22 protein-coding genes, 1 tRNA gene and 1 pseudogene are annotated in these 25247 nt (G+C 69.0%); 9 read left to right on the top strand and 15 right to left on the bottom strand.

Translation table 11 applies throughout. The features are described from left to right. Window positions 1-224: 224 nt before the first annotated feature. Entirely contained in the window at window positions 225-461 is a 237-nt protein-coding gene (locus ABH931_RS31945) for a hypothetical protein (protein ID WP_370121116.1), read from the bottom strand. On the opposite strand from ABH931_RS31945, the gene ABH931_RS31940 reads away from it, so the two are divergent. Together ABH931_RS31940 and ABH931_RS31935 are read left to right on the top strand one after the other, a co-directional pair. After that, the gene (locus ABH931_RS31940) at window positions 460-933 is read left to right on the top strand and encodes an NUDIX domain-containing protein (protein WP_370121113.1); all 474 of its coding nucleotides are present in this window, start codon (window positions 460-462) and stop codon (window positions 931-933) included. The two genes, ABH931_RS31945 and ABH931_RS31940, sit on opposite strands and share 2 nt — an antisense overlap. A 122-nt stretch (window positions 934-1055) precedes the next feature. Next, window positions 1056-1961 (top strand): annotated as a pseudogene (locus ABH931_RS31935) (phosphorothioated DNA-binding restriction endonuclease); the annotation flags it as partial. 113 nt (window positions 1962-2074) lie between these two features. Here ABH931_RS31935 and ABH931_RS31930 read toward each other — a convergent pair. From ABH931_RS31930 to ABH931_RS31905, 6 genes are all read right to left on the bottom strand, one after another. Then, the gene (locus ABH931_RS31930) at window positions 2075-5314 is read right to left on the bottom strand and encodes a type I restriction endonuclease subunit R (RefSeq protein WP_370121110.1); all 3240 of its coding nucleotides are present in this window, start codon (window positions 5312-5314) and stop codon (window positions 2075-2077) included. Next, the gene (locus tag ABH931_RS31925) at window positions 5311-6549 is read right to left on the bottom strand and encodes a hypothetical protein (protein WP_370121108.1); all 1239 of its coding nucleotides are present in this window, start codon (window positions 6547-6549) and stop codon (window positions 5311-5313) included. Before ABH931_RS31925 ends, ABH931_RS31930 begins: the two co-directional genes overlap by 4 nt. Further along, a complete protein-coding gene (locus ABH931_RS31920; protein WP_370121105.1) occupies window positions 6549-8162 on the bottom strand; it encodes a type I restriction-modification system subunit M in 1614 nt (537 codons plus the stop codon). Before ABH931_RS31920 ends, ABH931_RS31925 begins: the two co-directional genes overlap by 1 nt. Window positions 8163-8255: 93 nt before the next feature. Further along, complete coding sequence (locus ABH931_RS31915; RefSeq protein WP_370121102.1) at window positions 8256-10427, bottom strand: N-6 DNA methylase; 2172 nt, start codon at window positions 10425-10427, stop codon at window positions 8256-8258. A gap of 66 nt (window positions 10428-10493) precedes the next feature. Then, the gene (locus tag ABH931_RS31910) at window positions 10494-11192 is read right to left on the bottom strand and encodes a hypothetical protein (protein WP_370121099.1); all 699 of its coding nucleotides are present in this window, start codon (window positions 11190-11192) and stop codon (window positions 10494-10496) included. 550 nt (window positions 11193-11742) lie between these two features. Further along, window positions 11743-11913, bottom strand: coding sequence for a hypothetical protein (locus ABH931_RS31905; RefSeq protein ID WP_370121096.1), 171 nt, complete (start codon window positions 11911-11913; stop codon window positions 11743-11745). Window positions 11914-12009: 96 nt separating this feature from the next. Between ABH931_RS31905 and lepB the strand changes: the two genes are divergently transcribed. The 3 genes from lepB (at window position 12010) to ABH931_RS31890 (ending at window position 16070) form a co-directional block, all read left to right on the top strand. Next, complete coding sequence (gene lepB / locus ABH931_RS31900) at window positions 12010-12756, top strand: signal peptidase I (RefSeq protein ID WP_370121094.1); 747 nt, start codon at window positions 12010-12012, stop codon at window positions 12754-12756. A gap of 228 nt (window positions 12757-12984) precedes the next feature. Further along, entirely contained in the window at window positions 12985-14667 is a 1683-nt protein-coding gene (locus tag ABH931_RS31895; protein WP_370121091.1) for a hypothetical protein, read from the top strand. A 215-nt stretch (window positions 14668-14882) separates the two neighbouring features. After that, complete coding sequence (locus tag ABH931_RS31890; protein ID WP_370121088.1) at window positions 14883-16070, top strand: damage-control phosphatase ARMT1 family protein; 1188 nt, start codon at window positions 14883-14885, stop codon at window positions 16068-16070. Here the strand turns inward: ABH931_RS31890 and ABH931_RS31885 are convergent. After that, the gene (locus tag ABH931_RS31885; protein WP_370121085.1) at window positions 16055-16342 is read right to left on the bottom strand and encodes a hypothetical protein; all 288 of its coding nucleotides are present in this window, start codon (window positions 16340-16342) and stop codon (window positions 16055-16057) included. The genes ABH931_RS31890 and ABH931_RS31885 overlap by 16 nt on opposite strands. Then, a complete protein-coding gene (locus ABH931_RS31880; protein ID WP_370121082.1) occupies window positions 16335-17333 on the bottom strand; it encodes a helix-turn-helix transcriptional regulator in 999 nt (332 codons plus the stop codon). Before ABH931_RS31880 ends, ABH931_RS31885 begins: the two co-directional genes overlap by 8 nt. Window positions 17334-17395: 62 nt before the next feature. Here ABH931_RS31880 and ABH931_RS31875 point away from each other — a divergent pair, with 62 nt between their 5' ends. Further along, a complete protein-coding gene (locus tag ABH931_RS31875; RefSeq protein WP_370121080.1) occupies window positions 17396-17596 on the top strand; it encodes a hypothetical protein in 201 nt (66 codons plus the stop codon). Window positions 17597-17689: 93 nt separating this feature from the next. Here ABH931_RS31875 and ABH931_RS31870 read toward each other — a convergent pair whose 3' ends face one another. After that, entirely contained in the window at window positions 17690-18124 is a 435-nt protein-coding gene (locus ABH931_RS31870; RefSeq protein ID WP_370121077.1) for a hypothetical protein, read from the bottom strand. 118 nt (window positions 18125-18242) lie between these two features. Further along, the gene (locus ABH931_RS31865) at window positions 18243-18890 is read right to left on the bottom strand and encodes a TetR/AcrR family transcriptional regulator (RefSeq protein WP_370121075.1); all 648 of its coding nucleotides are present in this window, start codon (window positions 18888-18890) and stop codon (window positions 18243-18245) included. An 81-nt stretch (window positions 18891-18971) separates the two neighbouring features. Between ABH931_RS31865 and ABH931_RS31860 the strand changes: the two genes are divergently transcribed. Beyond that, the gene (locus ABH931_RS31860) at window positions 18972-19664 is read left to right on the top strand and encodes an NAD(P)-dependent oxidoreductase (protein ID WP_370121072.1); all 693 of its coding nucleotides are present in this window, start codon (window positions 18972-18974) and stop codon (window positions 19662-19664) included. Window positions 19665-19740: 76 nt separating this feature from the next. On the opposite strand, the gene ABH931_RS31855 is transcribed toward ABH931_RS31860, so the two are convergent. Together ABH931_RS31855 and ABH931_RS31850 are read right to left on the bottom strand one after the other, a co-directional pair. Beyond that, window positions 19741-20838, bottom strand: a complete 1098-nt coding sequence (locus ABH931_RS31855) for an alpha/beta hydrolase (RefSeq protein WP_370121069.1) — start codon at window positions 20836-20838, stop codon at window positions 19741-19743. Window positions 20839-20992: 154 nt separating this feature from the next. Further along, the gene (locus ABH931_RS31850; RefSeq protein ID WP_370121066.1) at window positions 20993-21712 is read right to left on the bottom strand and encodes a M23 family metallopeptidase; all 720 of its coding nucleotides are present in this window, start codon (window positions 21710-21712) and stop codon (window positions 20993-20995) included. Window positions 21713-22080: 368 nt separating this feature from the next. Between ABH931_RS31850 and ABH931_RS31845 the strand changes: the two genes are divergently transcribed. Both ABH931_RS31845 and ABH931_RS31840 read left to right on the top strand, forming a co-directional pair. After that, on the top strand, window positions 22081-22821 hold the full coding sequence (locus ABH931_RS31845; RefSeq protein WP_370121063.1) for a VIT family protein: 741 nt from the start codon (window positions 22081-22083) through the stop codon (window positions 22819-22821). Window positions 22822-22901: 80 nt separating this feature from the next. Then, window positions 22902-22975: transfer RNA gene (locus ABH931_RS31840), tRNA-Asp, on the top strand. A 240-nt stretch (window positions 22976-23215) separates the two neighbouring features. Here the strand turns inward: ABH931_RS31840 and bldC are convergent. Further along, on the bottom strand, window positions 23216-23422 hold the full coding sequence (gene bldC / locus ABH931_RS31835) for a developmental transcriptional regulator BldC (RefSeq protein WP_033321412.1): 207 nt from the start codon (window positions 23420-23422) through the stop codon (window positions 23216-23218). A gap of 673 nt (window positions 23423-24095) precedes the next feature. Beyond that, complete coding sequence (locus ABH931_RS31830; protein ID WP_370121060.1) at window positions 24096-25112, bottom strand: hypothetical protein; 1017 nt, start codon at window positions 25110-25112, stop codon at window positions 24096-24098. Between the last annotated feature and the right edge of the window lie 135 nt (window positions 25113-25247).

Here is a 25247-nt window from a genome sequence, read left to right as displayed (position 1 = left end):
TGCCCGCAGCCGGTCACCCCGACACCGCCACCACCCGAAAGCTGCAGGCCATCGAGCTACAGACCGGTTCACCACCACGCTCTGAGGCAGGTACCTTCGGGCCCACCAACGTGGCCATCAACCGGATCTCGGCCACCATGGAGCCCAGCGACGTCCAGATCGCCCTCGACCAAGGCCCTCGCATGGACTCCTCGGCCCTGCCGCTCGAACGCCGAGTGCGGCACTCACTCGAAGTCGCCCGCGCCTACAGCGCACAGAACCGCATGGACGAGGCCCTCACCCTTGTAATGGACGCCGAGGAACTGGCCCCAAACAAGTCCGTTACCACATACGTCCCGCACCACCTTGTAACCACCTGAGTCCGGCAGCAGCGCGGCAAGCCGAGCCAGCAGCTCGCGGGCGTGGCCCAGCGACTGCGCATCGTGGGGTAGCCCGCCGGGGACGGCTACAGTCATGGTCATGAGCGGCTCCGACGCCCCCGAGGCCGTTGCCCAGCCGCGCACTGCCGCCGGCGGGCTGTTCTTCGACGAGGCTGACCGCGTGCTCCTGGTGAAGCCCACGTACAAGCCGGGCTGGGAGATCCCGGGCGGCTACCTCCACCCCGGCGAGACCCCGAGCGAGGGCGCGGGCCGCGAGGTCAAGGAGGAGCTCGGCGTCACCCCGCCCATCGGCCGCCTCCTCGTCGCGGACTGGGCGCCCCACCCGACCGAGGGGGACAAGCTGCTCTTCGTCTTCGACGGTGGGGTCCTCCCCGCGGAGGAGCGCGCTCAGATCAACCTGGACGGACTGGAGATCGGCGAGTACGCCTTCCACGCCGCCGACCAGATCGACGAGCTCCTCATCCCTCGCCTGGCCCGGCGGGTCCACGCCGCGATTGACGCACGATCCGCCGCGGCAACGTCCTACTTGGAGAACGGGGTGCCTCGCTGTTGATCTAGGTTCCCGGGCGCTTCGAACCTGAGAGTTCAACTCAGCTAGCGGATCACCCTTGTTGAGTGCAGACGCTGGACGTCAGAGCGTAGTTGGCGTCGGTGCCACGAATTACGCTGACGCTCATGGACTGGCTCGATCGGGTGGCGAAGCTGCGGCAGTGGAGGAACAACGACGTCCGCGCCCCGCACAAGCCGCTGTTGCTGTTATACGCGCTCGGCAGCTTCCAGCAGGACACCGACAGCGAGCTGCGCTACAGCGTGGTCGAGGAGGAGCTGAAGCGGCTGCTGGTCGAATACGGACCGCCGAATCCCACGACGCCCGCATACCCCTTCCACCACCTGGTCAATGACGGTGTCTGGGAGATCCGGACCGACCACGGGACGGGAAGCCCGGGAACCGGTATCCGGCTCCTCCGGTCCAGTGGCGCCACCGGCAGGCTCGCGTCGGAGTTGCGAACAGCGCTCATCAGGGAGCCGTCGCTGCTCGGGCGGCTCGCCAGAGTACTGCTGGACGTCAACTTCCCACCGTCGCTGCACACCGATCTCTGTGAGGCCGTCGGCCTCGACCTGGAGCTGGCCGAGACCGCGCCCGTGGCCGGCCTGCTGGGTGAAGCGGAGAGCGCTGCCAGGCGGCGGGACCGCCGGATGCGTGAGCTGGTCCTGACGGCGTACGAGTTCCAGTGCGCCTTCTGCGGCTACGACGGGATGCTCGGCGCGAGCAGTGTCGGGTTGGAAGCCGCGCACGTGCGGTGGTGGTCCTACGACGGCCCGGACGAGGTCGACAACGGCCTGTGCCTCTGCTCGCTGCACCACAAGCTCTTTGACAAGGGCATCCTGGGCCTGGGCGAGGGGCACCGCATCCTCGTCTCGCAGCGGTTCGTCGGCCGCAGCGAGGCGAGCCGACAGCACGTGCTCGCGCTAGCTGGGCGGCCGGTGATAGGGCCACAGTCGGGCGTTCCATCCGTCGCTGACCGGCACCGCGAGTGGCACGTTCGACAGGTTTTCCATGGTGAGCCTCGAATGCCAGTTGGTACAACTGCACTGACTGGGTCACAGGTTACCCAAAGCCACCCAGTCGCAGCGCTGCTGAGATGGCATCTAGACGAAGAGAAAGAGCGTTAAGACAAGAGGGTAGGTACGATTCAGGCCAGGACCTCCGCCATCTCCTCCGCCTGCTTCAGCACGCGCTCAATCGCCGCGGGTTGCTTACCCGGCGGATAGCCGTGCTTGCGCAGCAGACGGAGTACTCGGGCCATAATCCGGTCCCGGGCCTGCTCCTTCATCTTCCAGTCGACTGTGACGTCCTTCCGGATCTGCTCATAAAGCTCGTGGGCGATCTGGGCGAGGATCGTGTCTCTCATCTCCTCAACCACTGACGGGTCGGCCACAAGGGCATCGTAGAAGGCAAGTTCATCCTCGCTTAGGCCGAGCTTCTTCGCCCTGCCCCGGTCGGCCGACACCTCCCGCGCCAGCTCCACCAGGAACTTCATGAACTCAGCGGCCGTGAGCAGGCCGTTGGTGTACTGGTTCATGGCGCGCTTCATTTTCTCGGTGAAGGTGTGCTGACGGGTGATGTTATTCGGGTGGGTGTCCTTGATCTCCTTCATCAGTGCGCGTCGCAGTGCTGCGATGGCCAGGTTGGGGTGCTTGCTGCTCTGGAGGTCCCGCAGCACCCGGCTGTTTAGGTGAGATAGGTCGGGCTTGGTCAGACCGGCCGCGTCGTAGATGTCCACCACGCCGTCGGTAGCGACGACGGACTCGTTGAACTGGGCGATCAGCAGGCGTACGTCGGCGGCCGTGGCGAGCCCCTGCTCCTCCCTCTCATCCATGGCGTACTTCTCGCGCGAGGTGCGTACGGCCTCGAAGAAGCGAATGTCGGCGAGCAGATCCTGTACCCGCCGGTCGGTCGGACAGAGGGAGAAGGCCTGACGCAGCAGGTTGGCGTGGCGCATGAACGTTTGCCTGCGAGGGGCCTTGCCGGGCTCCAGCCCTGGTTCTGGTGCGATCAGAAACTCCAGTACCTCCGTCAGGGCCTCTCGGTAGGCAGAGGGCCCGCTAGCGTCGCGGATGTTCCGCCAGGCGCAGTCGGCAAGGATCGCGTCGATGTGCTGGTGGCTCTCCCGTACGAGCTTGACGGCCCCATCGAGGTTGGCGCCGAGCATCGGGTGCTTCTGGTCCTGCGCGGAGTACTCGGCCAAGGCCTCCCTGATCTCACGAATCACGCCCTGGAAGTCGACGACCAGGCCGGATGGCTTGCCCGGCCAGGTGCGGTTGACGCGGGCGATGGCCTGCATGAGCGCCGCGCCTCGCATGCGCTTGTCGAGGTAGAGCGTGTGCAGCGGCGGAGCGTCGAAGCCGGTCAGCCACAGGGACTGGACGATGACGAGTTCCAGCTCGTCGTCCGCATTGGTGACCCGCTCTTGGATCTTCTTGAGCTGGGCGGGGGTTCGGACGTAATCGGCGATCTCCGGGCTGTCCTTGGCGGGGTTGCCAGTGAACACCACCCTGATCCGGCCGGTGGTGTCCGTCAGCAGCCGGCTCTTCGGGTCGCGCTCGCCCGCCCAGTCGGGTCGGCGGCGAATGATCTCCTCGAAGAGCCGGGCGGCAATGACACGAGACGCGCAGACGATCATTCCCTTGCCCCGGCGCCCGGTGAGCTTGACCATCTCGCTGCTGCGCGCGTCCCAGTGGTCGAGCAGCTTTCCGGCGAGTTCCTTGATCCGCTCCGGAGCACCGATCAGGTTCTCGTACTCGCCGAACTGCCGACGGGCCTTACGCTTCTCCTCCTCGGACAACCCCTCTATCAATCCCTCGGCGCGGGCGTCCAGGTCGTCTAGGTCGACGTTGGCGGGCAGGTCCACCCGGACCAGGTGCGGCTCGTAGAAGACAGGAACCGTCGCCCCGTCGTCCACGGCCTGGGTGAGGTCGTAGGTGTGAATGTCCTCACCAAAGACACCCCTGGTGCTACCGATGCGGGTCTCGATGGGGGTGCCGGTGAACGCGATGAAGGTGGCGTTCGGCAGTGCGTCGCGCAGGTTGCGGGCGTAGCCGTCAATGAAGTCGTAGTGGCTGCGGTGAGCCTCGTCGACGACAACAATCACGTCGCGGCGCGGGGAGACAAGCGGGTGTCGGACACCCGCTGCTCGCTCCTCTGGAGTGAGACGGAACTTCTGCAGCGTGGTGAATACGACTCCGCCGCCACCCTCCTGCCGCTGGAGCAGTCGCCGCAATTGGCCGGCGTCCTCCGCCTTCTCAGGAGACCCGGTGATCTTCTCCAGGGTGCGGCTGGCGGCGAAGGTCTTGTAGAGCTGAGTGTCCAGGTCGATGCGGTCCGTCAGGAGGACGAAGGTTGGATTGGAGAGCTCGGGAGTCCGGGCTGCCTTGCCGACGTAGAACAGCATCTCCTCGCTCTTGCCAGCGCCCTGCGTGTGCCAGACGACCCCGGCGCGACCGTCGGTGGCCACGGCGGACTCGGTGGCCCGGACTGCTGCGTTGACACCGATGTACTGGTGGGCCTTGGCAAGCTTTACCGTGTCGACGGCACCTGACTCCGAGGCTGAGTAGGACAGGAAGTTCGCGACCAGATCCAGGAAGCGGGTGGGCTCGAACGCACCGTAGATCATCCGCTCCAGCGCGCGACCGTCCTGACGTTCTTCCTTGCGGAGCATCACGTCGTGCTCGTCAGCATTCCAGGGGGCCATGTGCTGCCAGGGCGTGAACGGGGTGCCTATGCGGGCGGTGATGCCGTCAGAGACGAGGGTGACGAGGAGCGTGGCGAAGGTGCCGGCTTCCTTCAGCTCGCGCCGATAGCCCTGGAGCTGGTCGTACGCGGTACGGGCGCTGTCGTTGCTGTCGGCCTTCTTCAGCTCTACGACAGCGATGGGCAGGCCGTTGACGTACAGGACAATGTCGAAGACGAAGGTCCGGTTCTTGGTGCTGCGCACCCGTACCTGAGAGGCAGCCACGAGGTCGTTTCCCTGCGGGTCGGCGAAGTCGACGGCTCGGATGGTGGCGTAACGCTTCTCGCCGGTGGTGATGTCGTCGTAGGGGATGCGGACGCCGCCGGTCAGGCGCTCGTAGAACCGGTGATTCTCGCGGAGGTCGTTCCGGGTGTGCCATCGGAGCAGCTCGTTGACGGCATCGTCGGCGACGTGGTCGGGCAGGCGCGGGTACCGGTTGCGGATGGCCTTAAGCAGGCGCGGGCGGAGGACCAGATCGTCCCAGTCCGACCGCACGCCGTAGGCAGGGCCGAGCTCCAGCCCCGGAATGTGTTGCCACCCGTACTCGGCGAGCAGTTCGAGCGTGTGCGACTCCAACTCCTTCTCGGTGAGCCGGTCTATCAGGGGCTCACCGATCGTCGACGGCTCGGCACCTGCGGTCATGCGACCTCCTCGACGGCATGGACCGCGTCCTTGACACGGAGCTTGCCGGAGAGCAGTTGGGGAAGGAGGGTGTCTCGGAGGTCGGCTAGGGTGCGGTTCTCGTTCGCGGCGTGCGTCACCGAGGCGTGCAGTGCGTCGAGCTTCGCAGACAGTCGCTCTCGCTCTCCCTGGGCGGGCAGCGAAATTCGCCAGCCGGGCATCTCCTTGAGTGGCAGCCGGTCGACCGTAGCGCCATGGACAGTCCTCCGCTTGATCTCCTCCTGGAAGGCAGGACTGAGGTATGCGTGCAGTAGCAGGGATCCGCTGACGGCGGCAGACTTGCTGCGCAGCAGCGCCATCCGGCGCCCAAGACTGCCGCGAATTCCGGACGGCATGAGTGCTGCATCACCGAGCCGGGTTTCATACGAGAAGAGAACGTCCCCGGCTCGCGGTTGCACGCGCCGCGTCCAGCGAGGGAAGTCCTCTTCGGAGAGATGCGCGGACTCGGAGAGGTCGAGATATCCGTTCTTGAGACTGCTGATACTGAGGAACCACGGGCCACTCTCCGTCTTTTGCGGAGTGGCGTGCGGACCGTCGAAGAGCTCAGCAAGGTCACCGATAAGCCCCGACTCACCGCTGATCCCTGCCGCCTCATAGCAGGCTTCAGCAAGGCTCAAAGTCGTTTCACGGATCTGCTCGTTGAGCGCAATCTTCTCATCCAAGGCGCCGAGCAGATCAGCGATGGCCTGCTGAGCGCCCAGCGACGGAAGAAGGACATCCTGTGTTTCTGCGAAGCGCGTGTACTGAAAACGTGCCACGCCAGTGTGTTGCACCTGATGATTCCACATCGCACCCGACAAATGGAGATTCTGCAGAAGCCAGTAAATAAATCTCGGATCAGCGATGGCTGAATCCACCCTGAGGAAACGAGCAAAGCTCGCACATGTCACTTCACCTGAAAACAAATTCAGGACTCGTTGACTGACAAGCAGCGACCGACCTGTGGGGCGGTTCCTTGACCCACCCGCTGTCTCCAACAAGATATCGCCCGAACGCAGTACACGCCGCCAGGCAGTCTTCTCCGAGAGGTAGCGGAGAGGCACATCGGAAACATCAGCGCGCCTAACTGCCTCGAAGTCCGTACCTCGGATGACATGGAAAGGAACAAACCCTCCGGTTAGCTCTCCCACCCCCCAGTCACCATCCTTGGATTCACTGACAAGCTGGCAGAACTTATAGACCTTCCAGTCCTCCATCACACCCGCCCCAACTGCTCATCCACAACCTTCGCCAACCGCTCCCACTCCGCGAACTGCTCCCGCAGCAGAGCCGTCAGTCGGGCGATCTTCGCATCGACCGGCTCCGCGTCCGGGTCCACCTCCGCGTCAGCCGTACCCACATACCGCCCCGGCGTCAGCACAAAGTCGTGCTGAGCGATGACATCCAGCGCAGCGCTCACGCAGAAGCCCGGCACGTCCTCGTAAGGACTAGTCCCCTCCACGCCCCGCCACGCCCGCACCGTGTCGCCGATCCGGTGGACGATCTCCTCCTCCGTCAGCCTTCTCACCGTGCGGTTCTCCATCTCACCGAACTCGCGCGCGTCGATGAACAGCACCTCGCCCTTGCGGCCGGGCGCCCAAGCCGAGTGCCGTCCCTTGCCCTCCGCCAGGAACCACAAACACGCAGGGATCTGAGTGGACCGGAACAGCTGTCCCGGCAGGGCGATCATGCAGGCCACGAGGTCGGCCTCGACGATCGCGCGGCGGATGTCACCCTCGCCCGACTGCTTGCTGCTCATCGAGCCATTCGCCAAGACGACACCGGCCCGCCCACCCGGGGCGAGCTTGCTGATCATGTGCTGGAGCCACGCGTAGTTCGCGTTGCCAGCTGGTGGGGTGCCGTACACCCACCGCTTGTCCATGCCAAGCAGTTCCCCGCCCCAGTCAGAGATGTTGAAGGGCGGGTTGGCCATGACCACGTCCGCCTTCAGATCCGGATGCTGGTCGTTGCGGAAGGTGTCGGCCGGTTCGTCACCCAGCTTGGCCTCGACCCCGTGGATCGCGAGGTTCATGTGGGCCAGCTGCCAGGTGGTCTGGTTGAGTTCCTGGCCATAGACGGCGACGTTCAGCGGATTTCCGCCCTGGGTCTCGATGAACTTTTCCGCCTGGACGAACATGCCGCCCGAGCCGCATGCCGGGTCGTAGACCCGCTCGCCCTGCTTCGGTTCCAGAACCTCCACCAGGAGCTTCACCACGCTTTCGGGGGTGAAGTACTCGCCGCCCTTGCGACCTTCCTTCAGGGCGAACTCGGCGAGGAAGTACTCGTAGACCTCGCCCATGATGTCCCGCGCGCCCTTGCGCCTGCCGTCCTCGCCGAGCTGCTCCTGGAAGACCAGCCGGTCCAGCAGCTTCACCAGGCCGGCGAGGCGTTCCTCGTCCACTTGGCCGCTGTTGTAGATCTTCGGCAGGGTCCGGTTCAGCGCAGGGTTGAACTTCTCGATGGCGCGCATGGCGGCGTCGAGGGTCTCACCCACGCTCTGACCCTCGACTGTGCCCTTCGCCCGCTCCAGCACACTCTCCCAGCGGGCGGTCGGTGGAACATAGAAGATCCCGGAGCCGGTGTACTCGCGGCGCTCCTCCAGGGTGGCAAGAATGTCCTGCTCACTCCAGCCGCCCTCCTCGCGCAGCTCGGCCTCCAGCTGGGCCCGCTTCTCGGCCATGGCGGCTGAAACGTACTTGAGGAAGACCAGACCCAGGACGAAGTGTTTGTACCCGGCAGCGTCGAGGCTGCCGCGCAGCTTGTCCGCCGACGCCCAGAGCACCTTCTTCATGTCCTGGGGTTCAACCGTCTTTTTCGTCCGTGGCGGCACGGGTGCCTCACTTCTTTCCTGATTGTGGTGTTCTTCGTCGTACGCCGTGTTGGCCGGCGCAGCCGTGCTTCTCGTCGCTATGCCCGACGCGCCTCAGGCGCCGCCGGGTCTGCGGCGCAGCGCCAGGTCCCCGTCGGCGACGCCGGCCGCCAGCCGCAGGGCCAGGTTGTCCAGCGCCACAAGTTGCCGCCGTACGTCGGCGCGCTGTCGGTCGGTCTCCTTCAGGATGGCCTCCAGTTCGGCAACCTCCTCGGGCGCCAGCTCGGGCAGGTCCATGTCCCGCACGCTCACCCTGCGCACCAGCGAGCCGCTGCCACGATGCTGGTTGCGCGGGGCTGCGAGCAGTTGGGCGAGCGGGTACGGGCGCATCCACACCTTCTCCGGCAGTACTTTCCCGGCCAGGAACTCCCGGTACGCCGGGATCCGCAGCCCTTGAACGGGTGCGAGTAGTACACAGCCGCCCGCATCGTCCACCAGCGCGTGTACCCCGTGCTCGGTGAGCAGGAAGACGTCGCCACGCTCGGTAGTCTGGGCCTGCGGGTACTCGGCCAGGTCTTCCAACGCGATCCGCCGCTGCCCGAGCGGCAGGCCGCCGAGCATCTCCTCACGGCCAACAACCATCAGACCGGCGTCCCCTATGTCCGACTCGCGGATCCGGTGCCCGGCCAGCAGCCTGAGCGGGCCCGCTCGCAGGTGCTCGCCGACCCTTCGATGTGTTACCTCGCTGCCGGGGACCCGCCTGGCGACACCGAGATCGCCGATCCACTTCTTGAGCTGGGGCAGAGCCGTCGCGGCCTCGCGCCGTGCGTCCAGGGTGGCGGCGAAGTGGTCAAGGCCCTGTTCTTTCGTGCCGAGCCGGTGCGCCGGCAGGACCGATTGGCCGTCGAAAAGGGCTTCTCCCCTCGGCCCTGCGGCCGACACGGGAAAGTCCCTGGCCTCCTCAGCCACCGGTGACCTTCCGCCCTCCAGCACTTTCGCGACGTACTCCGGCCACGCGCCTCCGACTCGACGGGCGATCCGGTCGGCATCGACCAGCAGCGCCCGGCCCTGGTTCTCCGGGCCTGCCTGGCTGCGCAGCACGAGCAGCGCGTGTTCCGCTCCTGTGCGGAATCGGTGAATACGCCGCGGCAACTGGATGACCGCCGTGATCACGTCCTGGCTCAGCAGTTCATCACGCATCCGCGCATTCGGCGTGGGCGTCGTGCCACGCGGTCGACTCAAGGTCCAGGACGGTACAACGACCAAGCCCCGGCCGCCGGGGTTCAGTCGGCGCACGGCTTCGAGGGCCCAGCTGAGCGGTCCCTTGTCGTCGAATTCCCGCTCGCCTGCGGCATAGGGCGGGTCGGCGATGACGACGTCGCCGGACGTAGTACCCGAGGGGTGTTCCGGACCCAGGTCGGGGTTCCGCTGCGCAGACGGCCGCAAGGTATCCAGTTCCTCGAGGTCCGCGCAGACGTTCACGCCACTGCAGTGGTGCGCGAGGAGCCGGTAGCTGATGAGCTTGCGGCGCAGCGGCTCGGGCTCCACCGCGAAGATGCCTTCGTGCCCACGGATGTCGCCGAGGCCGAACAGCAGCTCCCCGGTGCTGGCGCACAGATTGATCACCTTGGGTTGATCGGAGCCGGGTGACACGACGTCCAGCGGGCCAGCCAGTCTACTGATCAGCTCCACGAGCGGGGACGGCGTCGCGTCCGTGATCAGGTCCGACTCTAGCCGCTCGGCCAGACCCAGCACCGTGTCAGCGGCGGCTCCCGGCGAGCCCAGTTCCTCGATGAGCTGCCGCACCGCACGCGCAACACGCGGGTCGGTGGCTTCCATGTCCGTCAGCAACTCGTCCGAGAGGGCCTTCGCGTGCCGGTCGTCGCCTTGCCCTGCCGTGGCGCATACGGCCAGCGCGTCGGTGATGAGCCGCTCCGCCGAGCCCAGTTCGTGACGCAGGGCGACGAGTCTACGTAGCCGCAGGCCGCGTCGGAACCGGTCACCGTAGGTCGGCAGGGAGCCATCCTCGTCGGGCTCCGCGTCCGGGATGAGCCGCAAATCCAGCCAGGCCGCCACGGCCTCCGCGTCGAAAAGGGGCCTGCTGACGCTGCCACCCACCGGATCCGGGAACGGCGGGCGCCTGTCGCCCCCCAACTGAGGAGAGTCCTTGGAGAACCTGCGCCTCCAGTTACTGACGGTGGGCCGACCAACTTCAGCGAGTTCCTTGATCTCGCCCAGGGAAACCAGCGAGACGCCCTCCGCTTCACCCAGCGCCCGCGTGCTCACACTCGCTCCCATCCCATCAGCTTGCGTCTTCCTCGTGACGATCCTTGCCATCGATGTTCGCGACTGTCACAACCGCACCGGCTCCTGACCCGACAGGACCGCAGTCCTGCGCGCCAGCACCTCGGGCACCTGCCCGTACCTTTTATGCAGTTCGGCCATCTCCGGCGACACGTACCGCAGCAACGTCAGCGCGGTGTCCAGGTCCTGCGCGAGGTGCCGCTGGAAGATGCACTCGTGGTGGGCGATCCGGTTCCGCAAGGTGAGCATGAACTGGAACTTCTTGTACAAGTCGTCCCGACCACCGCAGTGGGCACGGAACAGATGGCGCAGCGATGAGTTCCAGTACTTCATCTCGTAGTTGTCACCGCCGCCACGCCCGAGAAGGCTGACCCAGAAGCCGAACGGAAGCTGCGCCACGATGTCGCACGGACCGAACGCACGGTACGGGCGCCTGTTCTCCAGCGTCTCTCGCGCACTCTCCAACATGTCCTGGCCCTTGTAGTTGGGCCGGGCTTTCGGCACATCCCACCAGGCCTCATGCCCATGACGGCCTACGAGCTGGCGGTGGAGCCGGTTTCGCAGGCTGACTTCCAAGTCACGCAGGGGACTCTGCAGGGCCCTGGCCACTTCGGAGTCCCACGCGTACAGGCGCAGAGCACGGGTGCGGTCGCCTCCGCACTTGTGCAGGAAAGGCTGGAACCGCTTGGGAGAGATGGCCTCGATTAACAGGCCCTGCTCATCCGCCCCACGCTCACCCTGCGTCATCGCCTATCCTTTCGCCCTGCGACCCGTCCGTGGTAAGGTCGCGGAGTAAGCCTTGGACAACTGTCACTGCACCGCATACAGTCCTTGGCAGTGCTTGGTTGTGACCCCCGAGTCCGCCCGCCCAGTTCAGGCGGACTCGGGGGCACAACTGTTTCTGGGCCAGAGGCCCGCTTATAGAAGCAACGCTCTAGCAGCTACGACCAAGAGTAGTGGTCCCCCTTCCTGCTCTGTCAATCGACATCAGCGAGAAGGCCGCTTCTCAGCGTCTCATAAGTCAATCGGCAAGCCTTCTAAGCTTGGGTTCCCTGCGGAGACGGGCGGTGTCGGTTGACGCCAACACTGACGCCAACCGGCTCGAACGGTGTCGCTCGACAGTGACCTTGCCTGGACGGAAGAAGCGTTCAAACTGGGGCATCTCATCACCCCGGCTTGGCCTGAAAAGCGGAAGGTCGCCGGTTCGACCCCGGCCCTGGCCACTCGATTGACCAGCAGAAAGCCCCTAGCGGAGTAGTCCGCCAGGGGCTTTTTCGTTGTTACTGCACCAACCGGGTCAGCCGAGCCGCTGGCCGAGCGCGACCAGGGCCTTCCGTTGCTCATCGAGCGACGCATGGGCGTAGACCTTCATGGTCACCCCGATGTCGCTGTGCCCGGCGATCGAGGACTCGTCGCTCCCCCTGTTCCGCCGCTCGCGCGCAAGTCGGCTGCCCTGAGGCCGAGTCATCTCCGCCAGCCCCTGGTACATCCAAGCCCTACTGGCGCGGCTTCGGCCTGCTACATTCACGCCGCCTCAGCCGCACAACGGATGGACAGGAGCACCATGACCGCGCAGCAGTGGGTCCTGACGCAGGAGGGGGCGCCGGTGGTGGCCCCGAAGCCACGCAGGTGGGTGTTCCGCCTGGGGCTGGTGCTGCTCGGGCTCGGGGTGCTGCTCGGCGGAGTCGGCGGCGCCCTCACGGCCGCGCAGTTGCACGACTACGTCGTGAGCTCCGCATCGATGGCCCCGACCCTGCGGCCCGGCGACCACGTGATGACGGCGCCCCTGAACGGCGCGATACCCAAGCGCGGGGACCTGGTCCTGGTGGACGCAGCGGGCTGGAACATCCCCGCGCTGAGCTTCCGCCGGGTGATCGGCGTCGGCGGCGACCGTGTGGCCTGCTGCACTGCGGGCGGGGTCACGGTCAACGGGTCGGCGCTGGTCGAGCCCTACGCGGCGTCCCCGGGCGGCGGCCTGCCCGGGTACTCGGTCACGGTGCCGGCGGGGCGGCTCTTCCTGCTCGGGGACAACCGGTCCGACGCGGTCGACTCCCGGATGAGCCTGTCCAAGCAGCAGGGCACCCTGCCGCTGTCCGCCGTCCGGGAACGGGTCTTCTGGACGTCGAGCGGCGGTTGGGTCGGTGGCGTGGGCGACACCGAGGCGGGCACGTACCTGTTCGCCCTCGGCGCCGGACTGCTGCTCTTCGCCCTCGGGCTCGTCGCACTGCTCGTGTCCGGCGTGCTGGCGCTCGTCCGGCGCTCCCGGGTGCGGCGGACCGGCCTGCCGACCAGTGTCGTATTGCGAGGGTGACTGTCGTACGACAACCCTTACGACAACCCCGGCAGACTCGGCGAGGGGCTTTTTCGTGTCCGCTACGAGGGCGCCGGCCGCGCCGGACCGTCGGGCGGGGTAACGATCGGGCTTCGAAGCCCGATCCCAAAACGCAGAAGTCGGATACGACCGATCTGGTCCTGTGCCGCTCTCCCTAGACTGCGCAGCACCTTTTTGCTTCTCTTTCCTGTACCGGGGGCACAGCAGTTGAGACTGCGCACCGTACTTCCTGCCGCCACCGCGGGCGCGCTGATGCTGGGGGCGCTGGCACTGCCGACGACCGCCGCAGCGGCCACCGCCGCGCCTGCCGGCACGTCGACGCACCAGGACTCCGTCAGCCAGGTCGGCAACTACTGGCACGACTACTGGCAGTTGCTGGTGTCGGCCTACGCGCCCGACGGTGTCTCGAAGATCACCGCACACTTCCGGCCGCACGGGTCGGCGGACGGCACGCCGGACTCGTTCGTCACCAGTGACCTCGCGCCGGACGCTTTCAACTCCGGCTGGGTCACCCAGTCGCCGATCACGCTCCCGGCGCTGGGCGTGTACGACGTCGACCTCGACGTCACGGACAGCAGTGGCGCCGTGGAGTCCTTTCCGGACGCGGGCCAGTACACGTACGCCGCCAAGGTCCATGTGGGCGCGCCCACGGCGAGCACCGGCACGGTCGACTACGACCACCGGGTGTACTCGCTGACCGCGCCGGTCACGGTCACCGACCCGGGCACCGGCGCCACCCTGGACCCGGCGGGTGTCTCGATCACCCTGCACGACGGTACGTACAACGCCTCGGCCGACCTCACCGGCACGGTGGACGCGTCAGGCACCATGACCGCTTCGGTCACCGCCTCGCGCACCTCGGACTACCAGCCGTGGAACGCGGACGGCACCAGCACCGCGGGTTACCCGTACCACTTCGACGGGGTCAGCCCCAACGGCGTGACCGTCGTCGCGCAGGCGGACCAGACGCGGATCCGTATTCTCAGCGGGTACAACGTCAAGATTCCGGTCGGCGGACACACCGTCATCACGGGTGTCCTGGAGCGGCTCGACGGATCCACCTGGGTCGGCACACCGTCACAGACGATCTACGCGGGGACCGGCGGCTGCGGTGGTGCCCAGCAGGTGACCACGGCCTCGGACGGCACCTTCCAGCTGCCCGTGTCCGGTGCCGGGGCCTACTACTTCTGCAACTACTGGGACTACGACCCGTTCCTGCAGAACACGGACACCGACAACAACCCTGTCTACGTCCACGTCCCGTCCCCCACGAGCATCACCGGCTTCTCGGTCACCGAGGACGTGTACGGCGAGGCCGTGATCGACGGGCACCTGTACATCGGCGGGGGTACCTTCCCCGGCGGAACGGTGCCGATCTACATCCAGTACTCGGCGAACGGTACGACCTGGCACAACGTCGGCACGACGAAGATCGGCCGTAGCGGCATCGGGGCCGACGAGTTCAAGTGCTACGCCACCTACGGCGGCACGGGCAACGGCTACTGGCGTGCCATCTATGTCGGCTCGCCCGACTACAGCTCGTCGATCACCAAGCCGGTCCACATCTGGCGCAGCGCGACCGCGGTGACGGGCGGCAAGCCCAACCACACCACGGTGGCCCACAACGCCTACGTCTCCTTCTACGGCCACGTGTACCAGCAGCGGCCGAACGGCTCCTGGGCGCCGATCACGTCGAGCTACGCCTACCTGGTCTTCCGGCCCTACCAGAGCACCACCTGGTACCTGATGGCCAAGGTCAGGACGGACAGCCACGGCGCTTACCTCCTGTCGGCCCGGGCCCCCATGAGCGGCACCTGGTCCGTGGTCTACCTGACCCCGGACAGCTGGCACACCGACGGCGAAGGCCCGATGACCTTCGTCCACGCCTGACGCCCACGACCCCTGGGGCCGCACCCGCCGCCCCGGAACAGAGCCCCGAACGGAGTGATCCGGGCGGGGCTTTCTTCCGTTCAGTCTCCCGGTGCCGGACGGCGCGTCCCGGTGCGGACGGCGCCGGACGGCGCCGGACGGCGGCGGACGGCGGCGGGACTAACGTCGGATGGGACACCGTCCTTCGTACCGCCCGCCGAGAGGGAAGACCGCTCATGACGCACCGGCCGCCAGTGATCGTTTCGAGCGAGTCGCCGTTCGCCACGGACGTGTTCGTCACCCGGCACCCGGCGCTCGTCGAACGGCTGCTCACGGCCTGGTCGTTCGGGCCGGAGCAGGAGCACCGGCTCAGGGAGCTGGCCGAGGAGAGCGCCCACGGGGTGATCCGGCCCCTGCCGACCGGTGCGCACGGCGCCGAGCTGTGGGACGGATGGGGGCGGGAGTACTTCGGGAGGCCGTGGACCGAGGCGCCGTTCCTGTGGGCGGAGTCCTTCTTCTACCGGCGGCTGCTCGACGCGGCGGGCTACTTCGACGCCGGTGCCTGGCGGCAGGTCGACGTCTTCGCGCCGTTCAAGGAGGCGGAACTGGCCGGCGAGAGCGTCAGCGCCACGCTGTCCGCGTTGGACGGCCTCGCCGACCTGGACGAGGACGCGCGCGGCAGGGCGCTGCTGCTCGCGAGTCTCTGGGGCAACCGCGCGGATCTCGGCTTCCAGCTCACGGCCGGTCGGCCGCAGGAGGCCTCGGGGTTGGTGGCCGACGAGAGCGAACGGCTCTGGGAGGTGCTGCGCGGCTCGCCCGGGGGCACGGTGGCCGTGGTCGCCGACAACGCGGGCGCCGAGCTGGTCGCCGACCTGGTGCTGATCGACCACCTGCTCGCCACCGGCCTGGCGGGGGACGTGGTCCTGCACGTCAAACCCGCTCCCTACTACGTCTCCGACGCGACCTCGGCGGACGTGCGCCTGTGCCGGTACCGCCTGCGGACCGCGGGCCCTGCCGCCCGGGCGGTCGAAGCCCGCCTGCGGGAGGCCTCGACGGCCGGACGGCTGCGGGTGGGCACGGACGCGTTCTTCTGCGCGCCCTTCGACTACACCGCACTGCCCGAGCGGCTGCGGACCCCGTTCGCCGCCGCCTCGGTGACGGTCATGAAGGGCGACCTCAACTACCGGCGCCTGGTCGGCGACCGCTGGTGGGAGCCCACTGTCCCGTTCGCCGAGGCCACGGACTACTTCCCCGGCCCCGTCGCGGCGCTGCGCACGCTGAAGTCGGACGTCGTCGTCGGGCTGGCGCCGGAGGTGCCGGACCGCCTGGACGCCTCGGTCCCGGGCTGGCGCACGGCCGGCACCCACGGTCTGTTGCAGCTGGCAGGCGCCCCCTGGTCCCGGAGCCGTCACCGGTTGTTGTAGGACCAGTAGTTCGCCAGCAGCCGCGCGGAGTCGGAGGTGAGCTCCGGATGACGGGCCACCAGCGTCGCCGCGATCCGGTCGGCCCAGTGGGCCAGGTCGCCCACGTCCCACTCGACCTCGATGGCGAAGACCTCCCCCACCAGCGACTGGATCCTCGCCGCCAGCACGGTCGCGTCGTCGCCGAACGCCGCCGCGAAGAGCTCGGGATCGGCTCCGACCGCGAGGGGGATGTGGCGGAAGTAGAGCGCCACCGCGCGGTTCAGGTCATCCATCAGCGCACTCGGGGCCCTCGGGCAGGTAGCGCAGGGCGAGGCTGCGGATCGTCTCGGTGAGGCGGGCGCGGAGAGCGGGAGGGGAGAGCACCTCCGCGTCGGGTCCGAGGGTGAGCAGGGAGTCGTGGGCGTGGTCGACGGACTCGATCGGGATGGTGGCCAGGGTCCAGCCGTCCGGGGCGGGCGTGCCCGTGGCGGCGATGGCGGCGGAGACGGCCGGGTCGAGGTGGGTGCGGGCGCGGCCGACGCCCTGGGGCGAGAGCCGCAGGACGGCCTCGGCGGTGTGGCGCCTGGAGTGGAAGTCGGCGAGGTGCGCGCGCCAGTACCCGGTCAGGTCGAAGTCGGGGCGCGGGGTGAAGATCTCCTCCAACGGCTGCTGGGCGAGGATCTGGTCGACCCGGTAGGTGCGCAGCGTGCCCTCGCACCGGGCCACGAGGTACCAGCGGCCCGCCTTCAGGACGAGGCCGTGCGGCTCCAGCCGCCGGTCCACCTCCGTCGGCTCCTTCCAGCGCCGGTAGCGGACGGTGAGGGCCCGGCGTTCCCACACCGCCGCAGCCACGGCCGGGAGGTGCGGGGTGGTCTCGGCACGGTCGTCGTACCAGCCGGGGGCGTCGAGCAGGAACCGCTCACGGATGCGGTCGGACTGCTCCCGCAGCGGATCGGGCAGGGCCGCACGGAGTTTCAGCTGGGCGGCCGCGAGGGCAGCGCCGAGGCCGAGCTCGGCGGCCGGGCCGGGCAGCGCGGCGAGGAACGAGGCCCGGGCCTCCTCCGCCGTCAGCCCGGTGAGCCGGGTGCGGTAGCCGTCGAGCAGGCGGTAGCCACCCGCGTGCCCGGACTCGGCGACGACCGGTACACCGGAGGCGCTGAGCGCCTCGACGTCCCGGTAGACGGTGCGGACGGAGACCTCCAGCTCCTCGGCGAGCTGGTGGGCCGTCATCCGCCCCCGGTTCTGCAGGAGCAGGAGCAGTGAGAGGAGCCGGTCGGCACGCATACGGGAAGTATCCCGCGCTCCGCTGACAACAGGTGTCAGCGAAGCCTGCCTACTCTCCCGGCATGGACGACTTCGACTTCCTGCACGGCGAGTGGGACGTGGTCAACCGCCGCCTCACCGCACCGCTCTCGGGCCGAGGGGAGGACACCGCCGGATGGGAGCAGGCGTTCTCGACCGACGACGGCCGCACCTGGGAGACCAACTGGGTGCAGCAGCTCACCCGCCGCCCACAGCCTGTGGATCAGCCGGCCACGACCCGGTAGCGCGGGCGGGCGACGACCGCGGCGGAAACGCCGAGGCCGGGCACGGACCGCGGAGCCCCCCGACTCCGCCCATCCGTGCCCGGCCCGGCCGCCTCAGCGGGTGCGCAGCGCCAGACGTCCGCAGAGCGCCGCGATCGGCAGCTCCAGCAGCAGCGCCAGCACCCACGCCTGCACCAGCTCGGCACCGTGGGAGGTGGTGACGTCGAACCAGGCGTCGGTCAGCAGCAGCGCCGTCGTCGCGGCGGCGGTGAGGGCGGCGCGGGCGTCGCCGCGGCGCAGCAGCAGACCGGTCGCGATCAGGCCGGCCGCCTCCAGCACGTCCAGCCCGACCCAGCTCCACTCCCCCTGCGCGGCCAGCAGGCACATCCAGGGGAGCAGCGCCAGGCCCATGCCGACCAGCGCCGTCGGCAGTGCCGGCAGCATCGCCCGGAGCGGACGACGGTGGCCCGAACGGCCCTGGACCACGCGGCCGTGGGCGGCGCGACCCTGGAGCGCGGCCCCGCTGTGCAGTGCGAACGTGCTCGCCATGGCTCCCCCTGAAGCTCCCGATCCCCACCGCCCGGGAACTCCCGGGCACAGTGACCAGCCTTCCGGGAACGGGCGTCCAAATCGGTAGCTCCAACAGCCGAGTTGGGGGTGGTGCCAGCTACACCCCACCCCGGGAGCCGAGTGCACCCCACACCGCGGGACGGGTCGGCGCGAGGGCCGCGCGCAGCGCGGGGCGGAGCATCCGGCGGGCCTCCGCGGAGGGGAGCGCGGCCGCCGACGGCAGCGGGTTCAGGTACCGCGTGAAGATCAGCCCGCCGATCACGGTGACCGCCGCGAGCGCGCGCCGGGAGGCGTCGTGGCCGCCGAGGAATTCAGCGAGACGCGCGACCACCTCGCCCTCCAGGTACTCCCGGAACGCGCGCATCACCTCCTCGTTCTCCACGGCCAGGCGGTTCACCTCGGCCGCGTCCCACAGCTCGGTGACCACCAGCAGCAGCCGGTCCGCGAGGCCCTCCTGGTCGCCCGTCAGCGCCCGCCCGAGGTCCAGCGCGCGAGCGCAGCTGATCTGCGTGACCTCGCCGAACAACCCGCGTTTGGACCCGAAGTGATAGCTGATCAGGGCCGAGTCGACCTCGGCGGCCGAAGCCACGGCGCGCAGGGTCGTCGCGCGGTAGCCGTGCTCCAGGAAGAGCGGCTCCGCGGCGGCGAGGATCCGCGTCCGGGTCTGCGGGTGGCCGTTGGGGTGTCCCTGCGGGCGGCCTCGGCGGCGGGCGGTGGGACGCGGCGGCGCTTCGGTTTTATTCATCACCGTTGAATATCAACGCTGTCCGATGCGACCGTCAAGCCGTCAGCTCGTCCACGACCCCACGCGACTTACGGAGTTCCCATGCGTCTCGTCGTCCTCGGCGCCACCGGCCCGACCGGCCGCGTCCTGACCACCCAGGCCCTCGTCGCCGGCCACACAGTCACCGCCGTCGCCCGCCGGGCGGACACGCTGCCCGCCCGCGCGGGCCTCACCACCCTCGCCGCCGACGTGACGCGGGCCGGTGTCCTCGACGACGCCGTCGCGGGCGCGGACGCCGTGCTGTCGGCGCTCGGCGTCCAGCCGGGCCGGGCGCCGGTCTCGCTCTACTCGGCGGGCATCGCGGGCGCGGTGGCGGCCATGGAGCGGCACGGGGTCAAACGCCTGCTGGCGATCAGCTCCAGCGCACTCGACCCGGCGTGGCGGCCCAGCGGGGAGTTCCTCTTCAACCACCTGCTCGACCCGTACGTGAACCGGCGCGTCGCCCGTACCGCGCACGAGGACATGCACCGCATGGAGGCGCTGCTGGCCGCGAGCCCGCTGGACTGGACCGTGGTCCGCCCGTCGGGCCTCTTCGACCACCCCACCGTCACCGCCTACCGGACCGCTCCCGGGAGCGCCGACGGTGTCTTCACGGCCCGCGCCGACCTCGCCGCCGCGATGCTGCGCGAGCTGGAGGAGAACGTCTTCGTCCGCGGCGCGATGGGCGTCGTCACCGTCGAGACCCGGCCGGGCTTCGGCAAGCTGCTGCGCGAGGAGGTGCTGCGCAAGCGCTGAGCCCGTCGGCGGCCGGCGGCCCAGGCCGGGCGACTCAGGCCAGGCGGCCCAGGCCCGGCGACTCAGGCCAGGCGACTCAGGCCAGGCGGGCGGAGAGCCAGATGAGGGCGTCCGGCAGCATCGAGCGCCAGACGTTGGTGGTGTGGCCGCCGAACCGGACCGTCAGCAGCTGGTTGGGCCCCGCCGTGTGCAGCACGGAGAGCAGCGCCTTGGCGGCGGGCACGGTACCGGGATCCTGGTCGCTGCCGGCCATCAGCACGGCGATGTCCGGCTGGTGCTTCTCGTGCTCGAGTACCAGGAAGGGGTTGTTGGCCCGGTCCAGCGCCGGGTTGCCGGTGACCAGCCGGGAGTCGGGGGCGTTGTAGCCGGAGAGGCTCACGGCGGCATGGTAGGTGTTCGGGTGCTGGACGGTCAGGTTGACGGCGCAGTAGGCGCCGGCCGAGTAGCCCATGATGGCCCAGTGCTTCGGGCCCTTCGCGGCACGGAAGTTGGCCGCGATCAGATCCGGGACGTCCCTGTCGAGCCAGGTCGCGGTCTTCGCCCCGCCCGGGCCCGGCACGTCCGCGCAACCCGGGTCGACGCCGCCGGGTATGACGTTGAGCTTCGCCGCCACCAGGATCACCGGCTTGACCTTGCCGTCCGCCATCAGCGGCTTGATCGCGTCCTGCACCTTCATCGACCCGAACCAGGCCTGCGGCGTGCCGGGGGTGCCCGGCAGCAGCTCGACGACGGGGAAGGAGGTGTGCGCGTAGGCCGGGTCGTCGTACTGCGGCGGCAGCCACACGTAGAGGCTGCCGGTGACACCGGAGGCCCGACCGTGCGCCACGGCGGTCTGCACGCCCGGCAGGTAGGCCTTGAACGTCAGCTTCTCGCCCGCCGGGCCGCTGATCCCGTCACCGCCGCCACCACCGAGGTTGGTCGCGGACGCGGACTGGTTGTCGTCCTCGCCGAAGAGGTCCTGCCAGCTCTCGTAGAACGGGCCCATGGTGTTGTTCACGTAGACCAGGACCACGACCACGGCGGTGACCTGGCTGAACATCGTGGCGCCCATGCGCCCGGCGAACCGCACCGGGCGCGGCCCGGGTATGCGGTTCCAGACGACGGCCAGCAGGGCCATCGCCACGATCATCACCACCAGGGTGACAACGAAGAACGGCGTGCCGGTGAGGCTCATGATCGGTCCCTGCTCCGTGGCTGCGTGCGCGTGCTCGCGTGGCCTCGCCGTGTCCACGCCCGGCGCAGCCTACCTGGGAGAACACTGGGTGTTTCCTGCGTGATCGGAAACTCTTGCCGACTTCTTCACCAAGCGTCGGGTGCACCCGTGCGGGTCACAGGTGGCACTGGTGGGCGCGCAGGTAGGGGAGCGGGTCGATGACGGCGCCGTACCGGTTCTCCGTCCGGATCTCGAAGTGCAGGTGCGGCCCGCGGGCATTGCCCGACTCACCCGAGAGCCCGAGCCGGCGCCCGGCCGGAACGTGGTCGCCGGTGTGCACGTCGAGGCGGGACATGTGCGCGTAGAGGGCGAAGTGACCGTCGGGCAGCCGCAGCACGATCCAGTTGCCGTAGGCACCACCCCAGCCCGCGACCTCGACCACGGCGTCCGCGACGGCCAACAGTGGGGTGCCTGTGAAGACCGCGAAGTCCACTCCCGTGTGATACCCCGCCGCGTACTCGGCGTCCGGGACGCCGAAGACCTGACTGATCGCCGCCCCCGGCGCCGGGCTGAACCAGCCCGCCTCCCCGCAGGGGCCGGTGTCCACCGGCGGCTCCGGGAGGGTCGGCGCGGCGACGGGCACCGGCCACGCCGCGACGGCGACCGGCAACGGCCCCGGCGCGAGCCGCAGCCTGCCTCGCCCGACGGCGACCCGCTCGCCGAAGCGTGCGAGCACGGCGTCCTGCGCGAGGCGCGGCGCGCGGGACGGGACCGCCGTGGCGGGCGGGTGCGCAACGCCGAGCGCGGCGGGGAGGAGCGCGCCGACACCGACGGTCAGCGCGGCGCCCCAACCCGTCCGGGGTGAGATCCACACGGGATCCGGGAGCAGTGCCACGCCCCACGTCTACCGGGGACGTGCCTCCGGCACCAAAGCCGCGGCACCCGTTCGGCCCAGCGTTCGCTCCCACAGGTCGTTGCACTCCCCAGCGGCGCGAGGCTCTGCTCGATCAACTGTGTGCGCGAGCAACCCGCCCGAGGGCAACTGCGTGCGCGAGCAACCCACCCGAGGGGATGGCCCTGCGCGCTCGGGATCTCAAGGCCCAGGGAGGGGGTCCCCGGCCGAAGGCCGGGGGTTGTCGCGCCCACACAGGGGGCACCTCCGGGGCAACTCCGGGCCGAAGGCTGGAGGAGGAGCCGCACATCGGCAGAGCCTCACGCCCCGGAGGTAGTGCAACCGCGTCGATTGTGGAAAAGACTGCCCGTGTGAGCAGCGACGAGCAGCCGGTTCCCGACGTGCCGAGTCCACACTCGGGCGAGCCCCACCATCAGGGCGACCTCGGGGCGCGGCTGAACTGGCTGCGGGCCGGGGTGCTCGGGGCGAACGACGGGGTGGTGTCGACCGCCGGACTCGTCGTGGGCGTCGCGGGGGCCGCGGGCTCCGCGAGCGAGCTGCTGACGGCCGGGCTCGCCGGCCTGCTGGCCGGCTCGTTGTCGATGGCCGCCGGAGAGTACGTCTCCGTCAGCACCCAGCGCGACTCCGAGCAGGCCGCCCTCGACATGGAGCGGCGGGAGCTCGCCCGGACCCCTGAGGCCGAGCTGGAAGAGCTGACGGGGCTCTACATGGCCAAGGGCCTGGACCGTGAGCTCGCGCACGAGGTCGCGGTCCAGCTGACGGCCCACGACGCGCTGGCCGCGCACGCGGAGACGGAGCTGGGCATCGACCCGGAGGAGCTGACGAACCCTTGGCACGCGGCCTGGGCCTCGTTCCTCGCGTTCACGGTGGGCGCGATGCTGCCGCTGCTGGCGATCGTGTTGCCGCCCGCGAGCGTACGGATCTGGGTGACCGTGCTGGCGGTCCTGGCGGCGCTCGTGGTGTGCGGGTGGTTGAGCGCGCGACTGGGAAGGGCACGCGTCGCGCCGGCGGTGCTCCGCAACGTCGTCGGGGGCTCGCTCGCCATGGCGATCACCTATGCGGCGGGCGTTCTGCTCAACGCCTCGCGGTGACCTGCGCGTGGCCTGCGGGGCGACTCGAAGGGCGATTCGACCAAGGCCGCCGGGATGCAGTAGAGTCCTACTCACAGCAAGGCCTCGTGGAGCAGTTGGTTAGCTCGCCACCCTGTCAAGGTGGAGGTCGCGGGTTCAAGTCCCGTCGAGGTCGCCTTGAAGATCAGCCCGGATCCACTCGGATCCGGGCTGATCTGTTTGCACGGGACGCCTGAGCATGGTGTGACGCGAGTCACTTAACTTTTCTTGACCATGGCTCGCGTTCGAGCCCTCCGGCGGGCCGCTCATTTTATATGTACAATTGCACACGCGGGAAAAGCTAATTCCGGGAAAACAAAAAGCTGCACCGGACCCGGCGGAGTCCGGTGCAGCCTAAAGCGTTACTCGAAGCCTCTCAGGCCTCCGTGCGCTGCTGCGGAATGCCCGCGAGCAGAGCGCGCACCTCCGCCTCGCGGTAGCGGCGGTGACCCCCCAGCGTCCGGATCGAGGTGAGCTTGCCAGCCTTGGCCCAGCGAGTGACCGTCTTGGGGTCAACGCGGAACATGGTGGCGACCTCGGCCGGCGTCAGCAGGGGTTCGGCATCAGGGGTACGAGCGGTCATGAGCGGCCTCCTCGGGAGAACCGAACCAACACGGTTCTTTCCTAGAAATTCTGCACCTTGGTGTGCGATGTCCGAAATGGCCATCACCCACCAAGTCGGTAATAGGACGAACGGCTTGTCCTTGGCACTACAACTACACCATCCGTCCAGTCCAATCAGCCAAACCGGCGGAATTGGCCCCTCAGGGGCCAAGGTCGACGGATGACGATGGACCATGCCATAACGGACAGTCACCGCAAAGCGACCCCCTGTCACGGCAAACAGAACCCCCGCTTCCCCCGCGAAGGCCCTCAATGTCCGCAGAACCACTCTTACGTGGGCAGAATGCCCCTGCGGTGAGGCTGGTTGTCCTATTTTGACACCCAGTGCGACCTTCGCGTCAACGGTGAGTCACGTCACGTTGATGGGGGATTGACCCGATCTGGGACCTTGGTCCCATGTGGAGATGGGATAAGCGCCCCTGTGACGTCTGAGGAGATGGTGCCACGCATGTCCGACAGGTCCGGCGGCCGTCCATGGCGTGATCGGTCGTGGCGGAACCCCGCCAGGCGTGGACGCGCGTAGACCGTCGCTTCGACGCCATCCCGCCTCTGAGCTGTGCTGATGCTGTGACCATCAGCCGTGGTGGCACGCCTCGTACGCCGTTCCCGAGACGCGGACGGGGCCCTGGGTCTCAGTTGGCGAACTGGAGCTCCTGGACCCGCCGCCAGCGCTCCGTGAGCGCCCGGTAGCAACGGCCGGCCCGGACCGGGTCGCCGTCGCGCAGGGCCGCCACACCCTCGGCGACCTCCTCGGCGGAGCGGTCCGCGACCAGGCGCTGCTCCGGGATGGCGTGCACCAGCCCGCCGTAGTCCAGCTCGACCAGCGAGCGCGGGTGGAACTCCTCCAGCCAGCGACCGACCTCCTCGACGCCGTCGACCAGCGGGCCGGCGTCCAGGGTCTCCCGCAGCACCCGGAACCCCCGGGCCACCCGGCGGCGGGCCTGGGCCATCGGGGTGCGGTAGCGCAGCACCGGCGCGGAGCTCCGCTTCACGCCCGTGCCCTCCTCCCGTGCGTCCGGCGCGGCACCGCCGTCCGGGCCGCCGGTGGGGCCGCCGGGGCCGCCGCCCCGGCCCGCGTCCGCGCGCTCGCCGGAACTGCCGTCCACGCGGTCACCCGCGCCCGCGGACGGGTCGGCCGCCGGGGCCGGGAGCTCCGCCCCGGCGGGGATGTACTCGCGCTCCTCCTCGGCGAAGAGCAGGAACCAACGCACCGGGATGCTCCAGGTACTGGTCAGGATCCAGGGGCGGCCGTCGGGGTGCTGGGCACGCCAGCGGTCCCAGTCCGACTCGGCCTGCGTCCGCACCACCGGCGGTACCACCGCGTCCAGCAGCGAGGCGGGCAGCTCCTCGCGCAGCTCGGCCAGGGCGAGCCAGCTGCGCAGCCGGGTCTGCCACGGGCAGAGGTAGAGGACGCCGTCGGCCTCGTGCACGAACGCGTCACGGCTCTCCCGCTCCGGGACGGCGAGCGGCGGGACGGCGGTCAGGTCGGCCAGTCGCGCCCGGTGCTCGTCGACGGCGCCCAACCGCGGTCCGTCGGCGGCATAGCTCTGCCAGTACGAACGCTCCGGCTCGGCGAAGGCGGCCAGGGGCTCGTAGACGCGCAAGTAGGCGGCGTAAGGAGGATGCACCGAGGTCCGCAACGTAGGCACCTTGGCATCGTCGCACGGCGGACACCTCCGGCGCCCCGGAAGCGACCGGTCCGCTCCCCGGGCCGGGGCGGGAGCGGACGGGGCGGGGCGGGGCGGGGCGGGGCGGGGCGGGTCGCGGACGGGGCCGGGGCGGGG

Source organism: Streptacidiphilus sp. MAP12-33, from assembly GCF_041261265.1.
GTDB lineage: Bacteria > Actinomycetota > Actinomycetes > Streptomycetales > Streptomycetaceae > Streptacidiphilus.
Note: the sequence above shows the minus strand (reverse complement) of the source record. Positions and strands in the feature narration are given on the sequence as shown.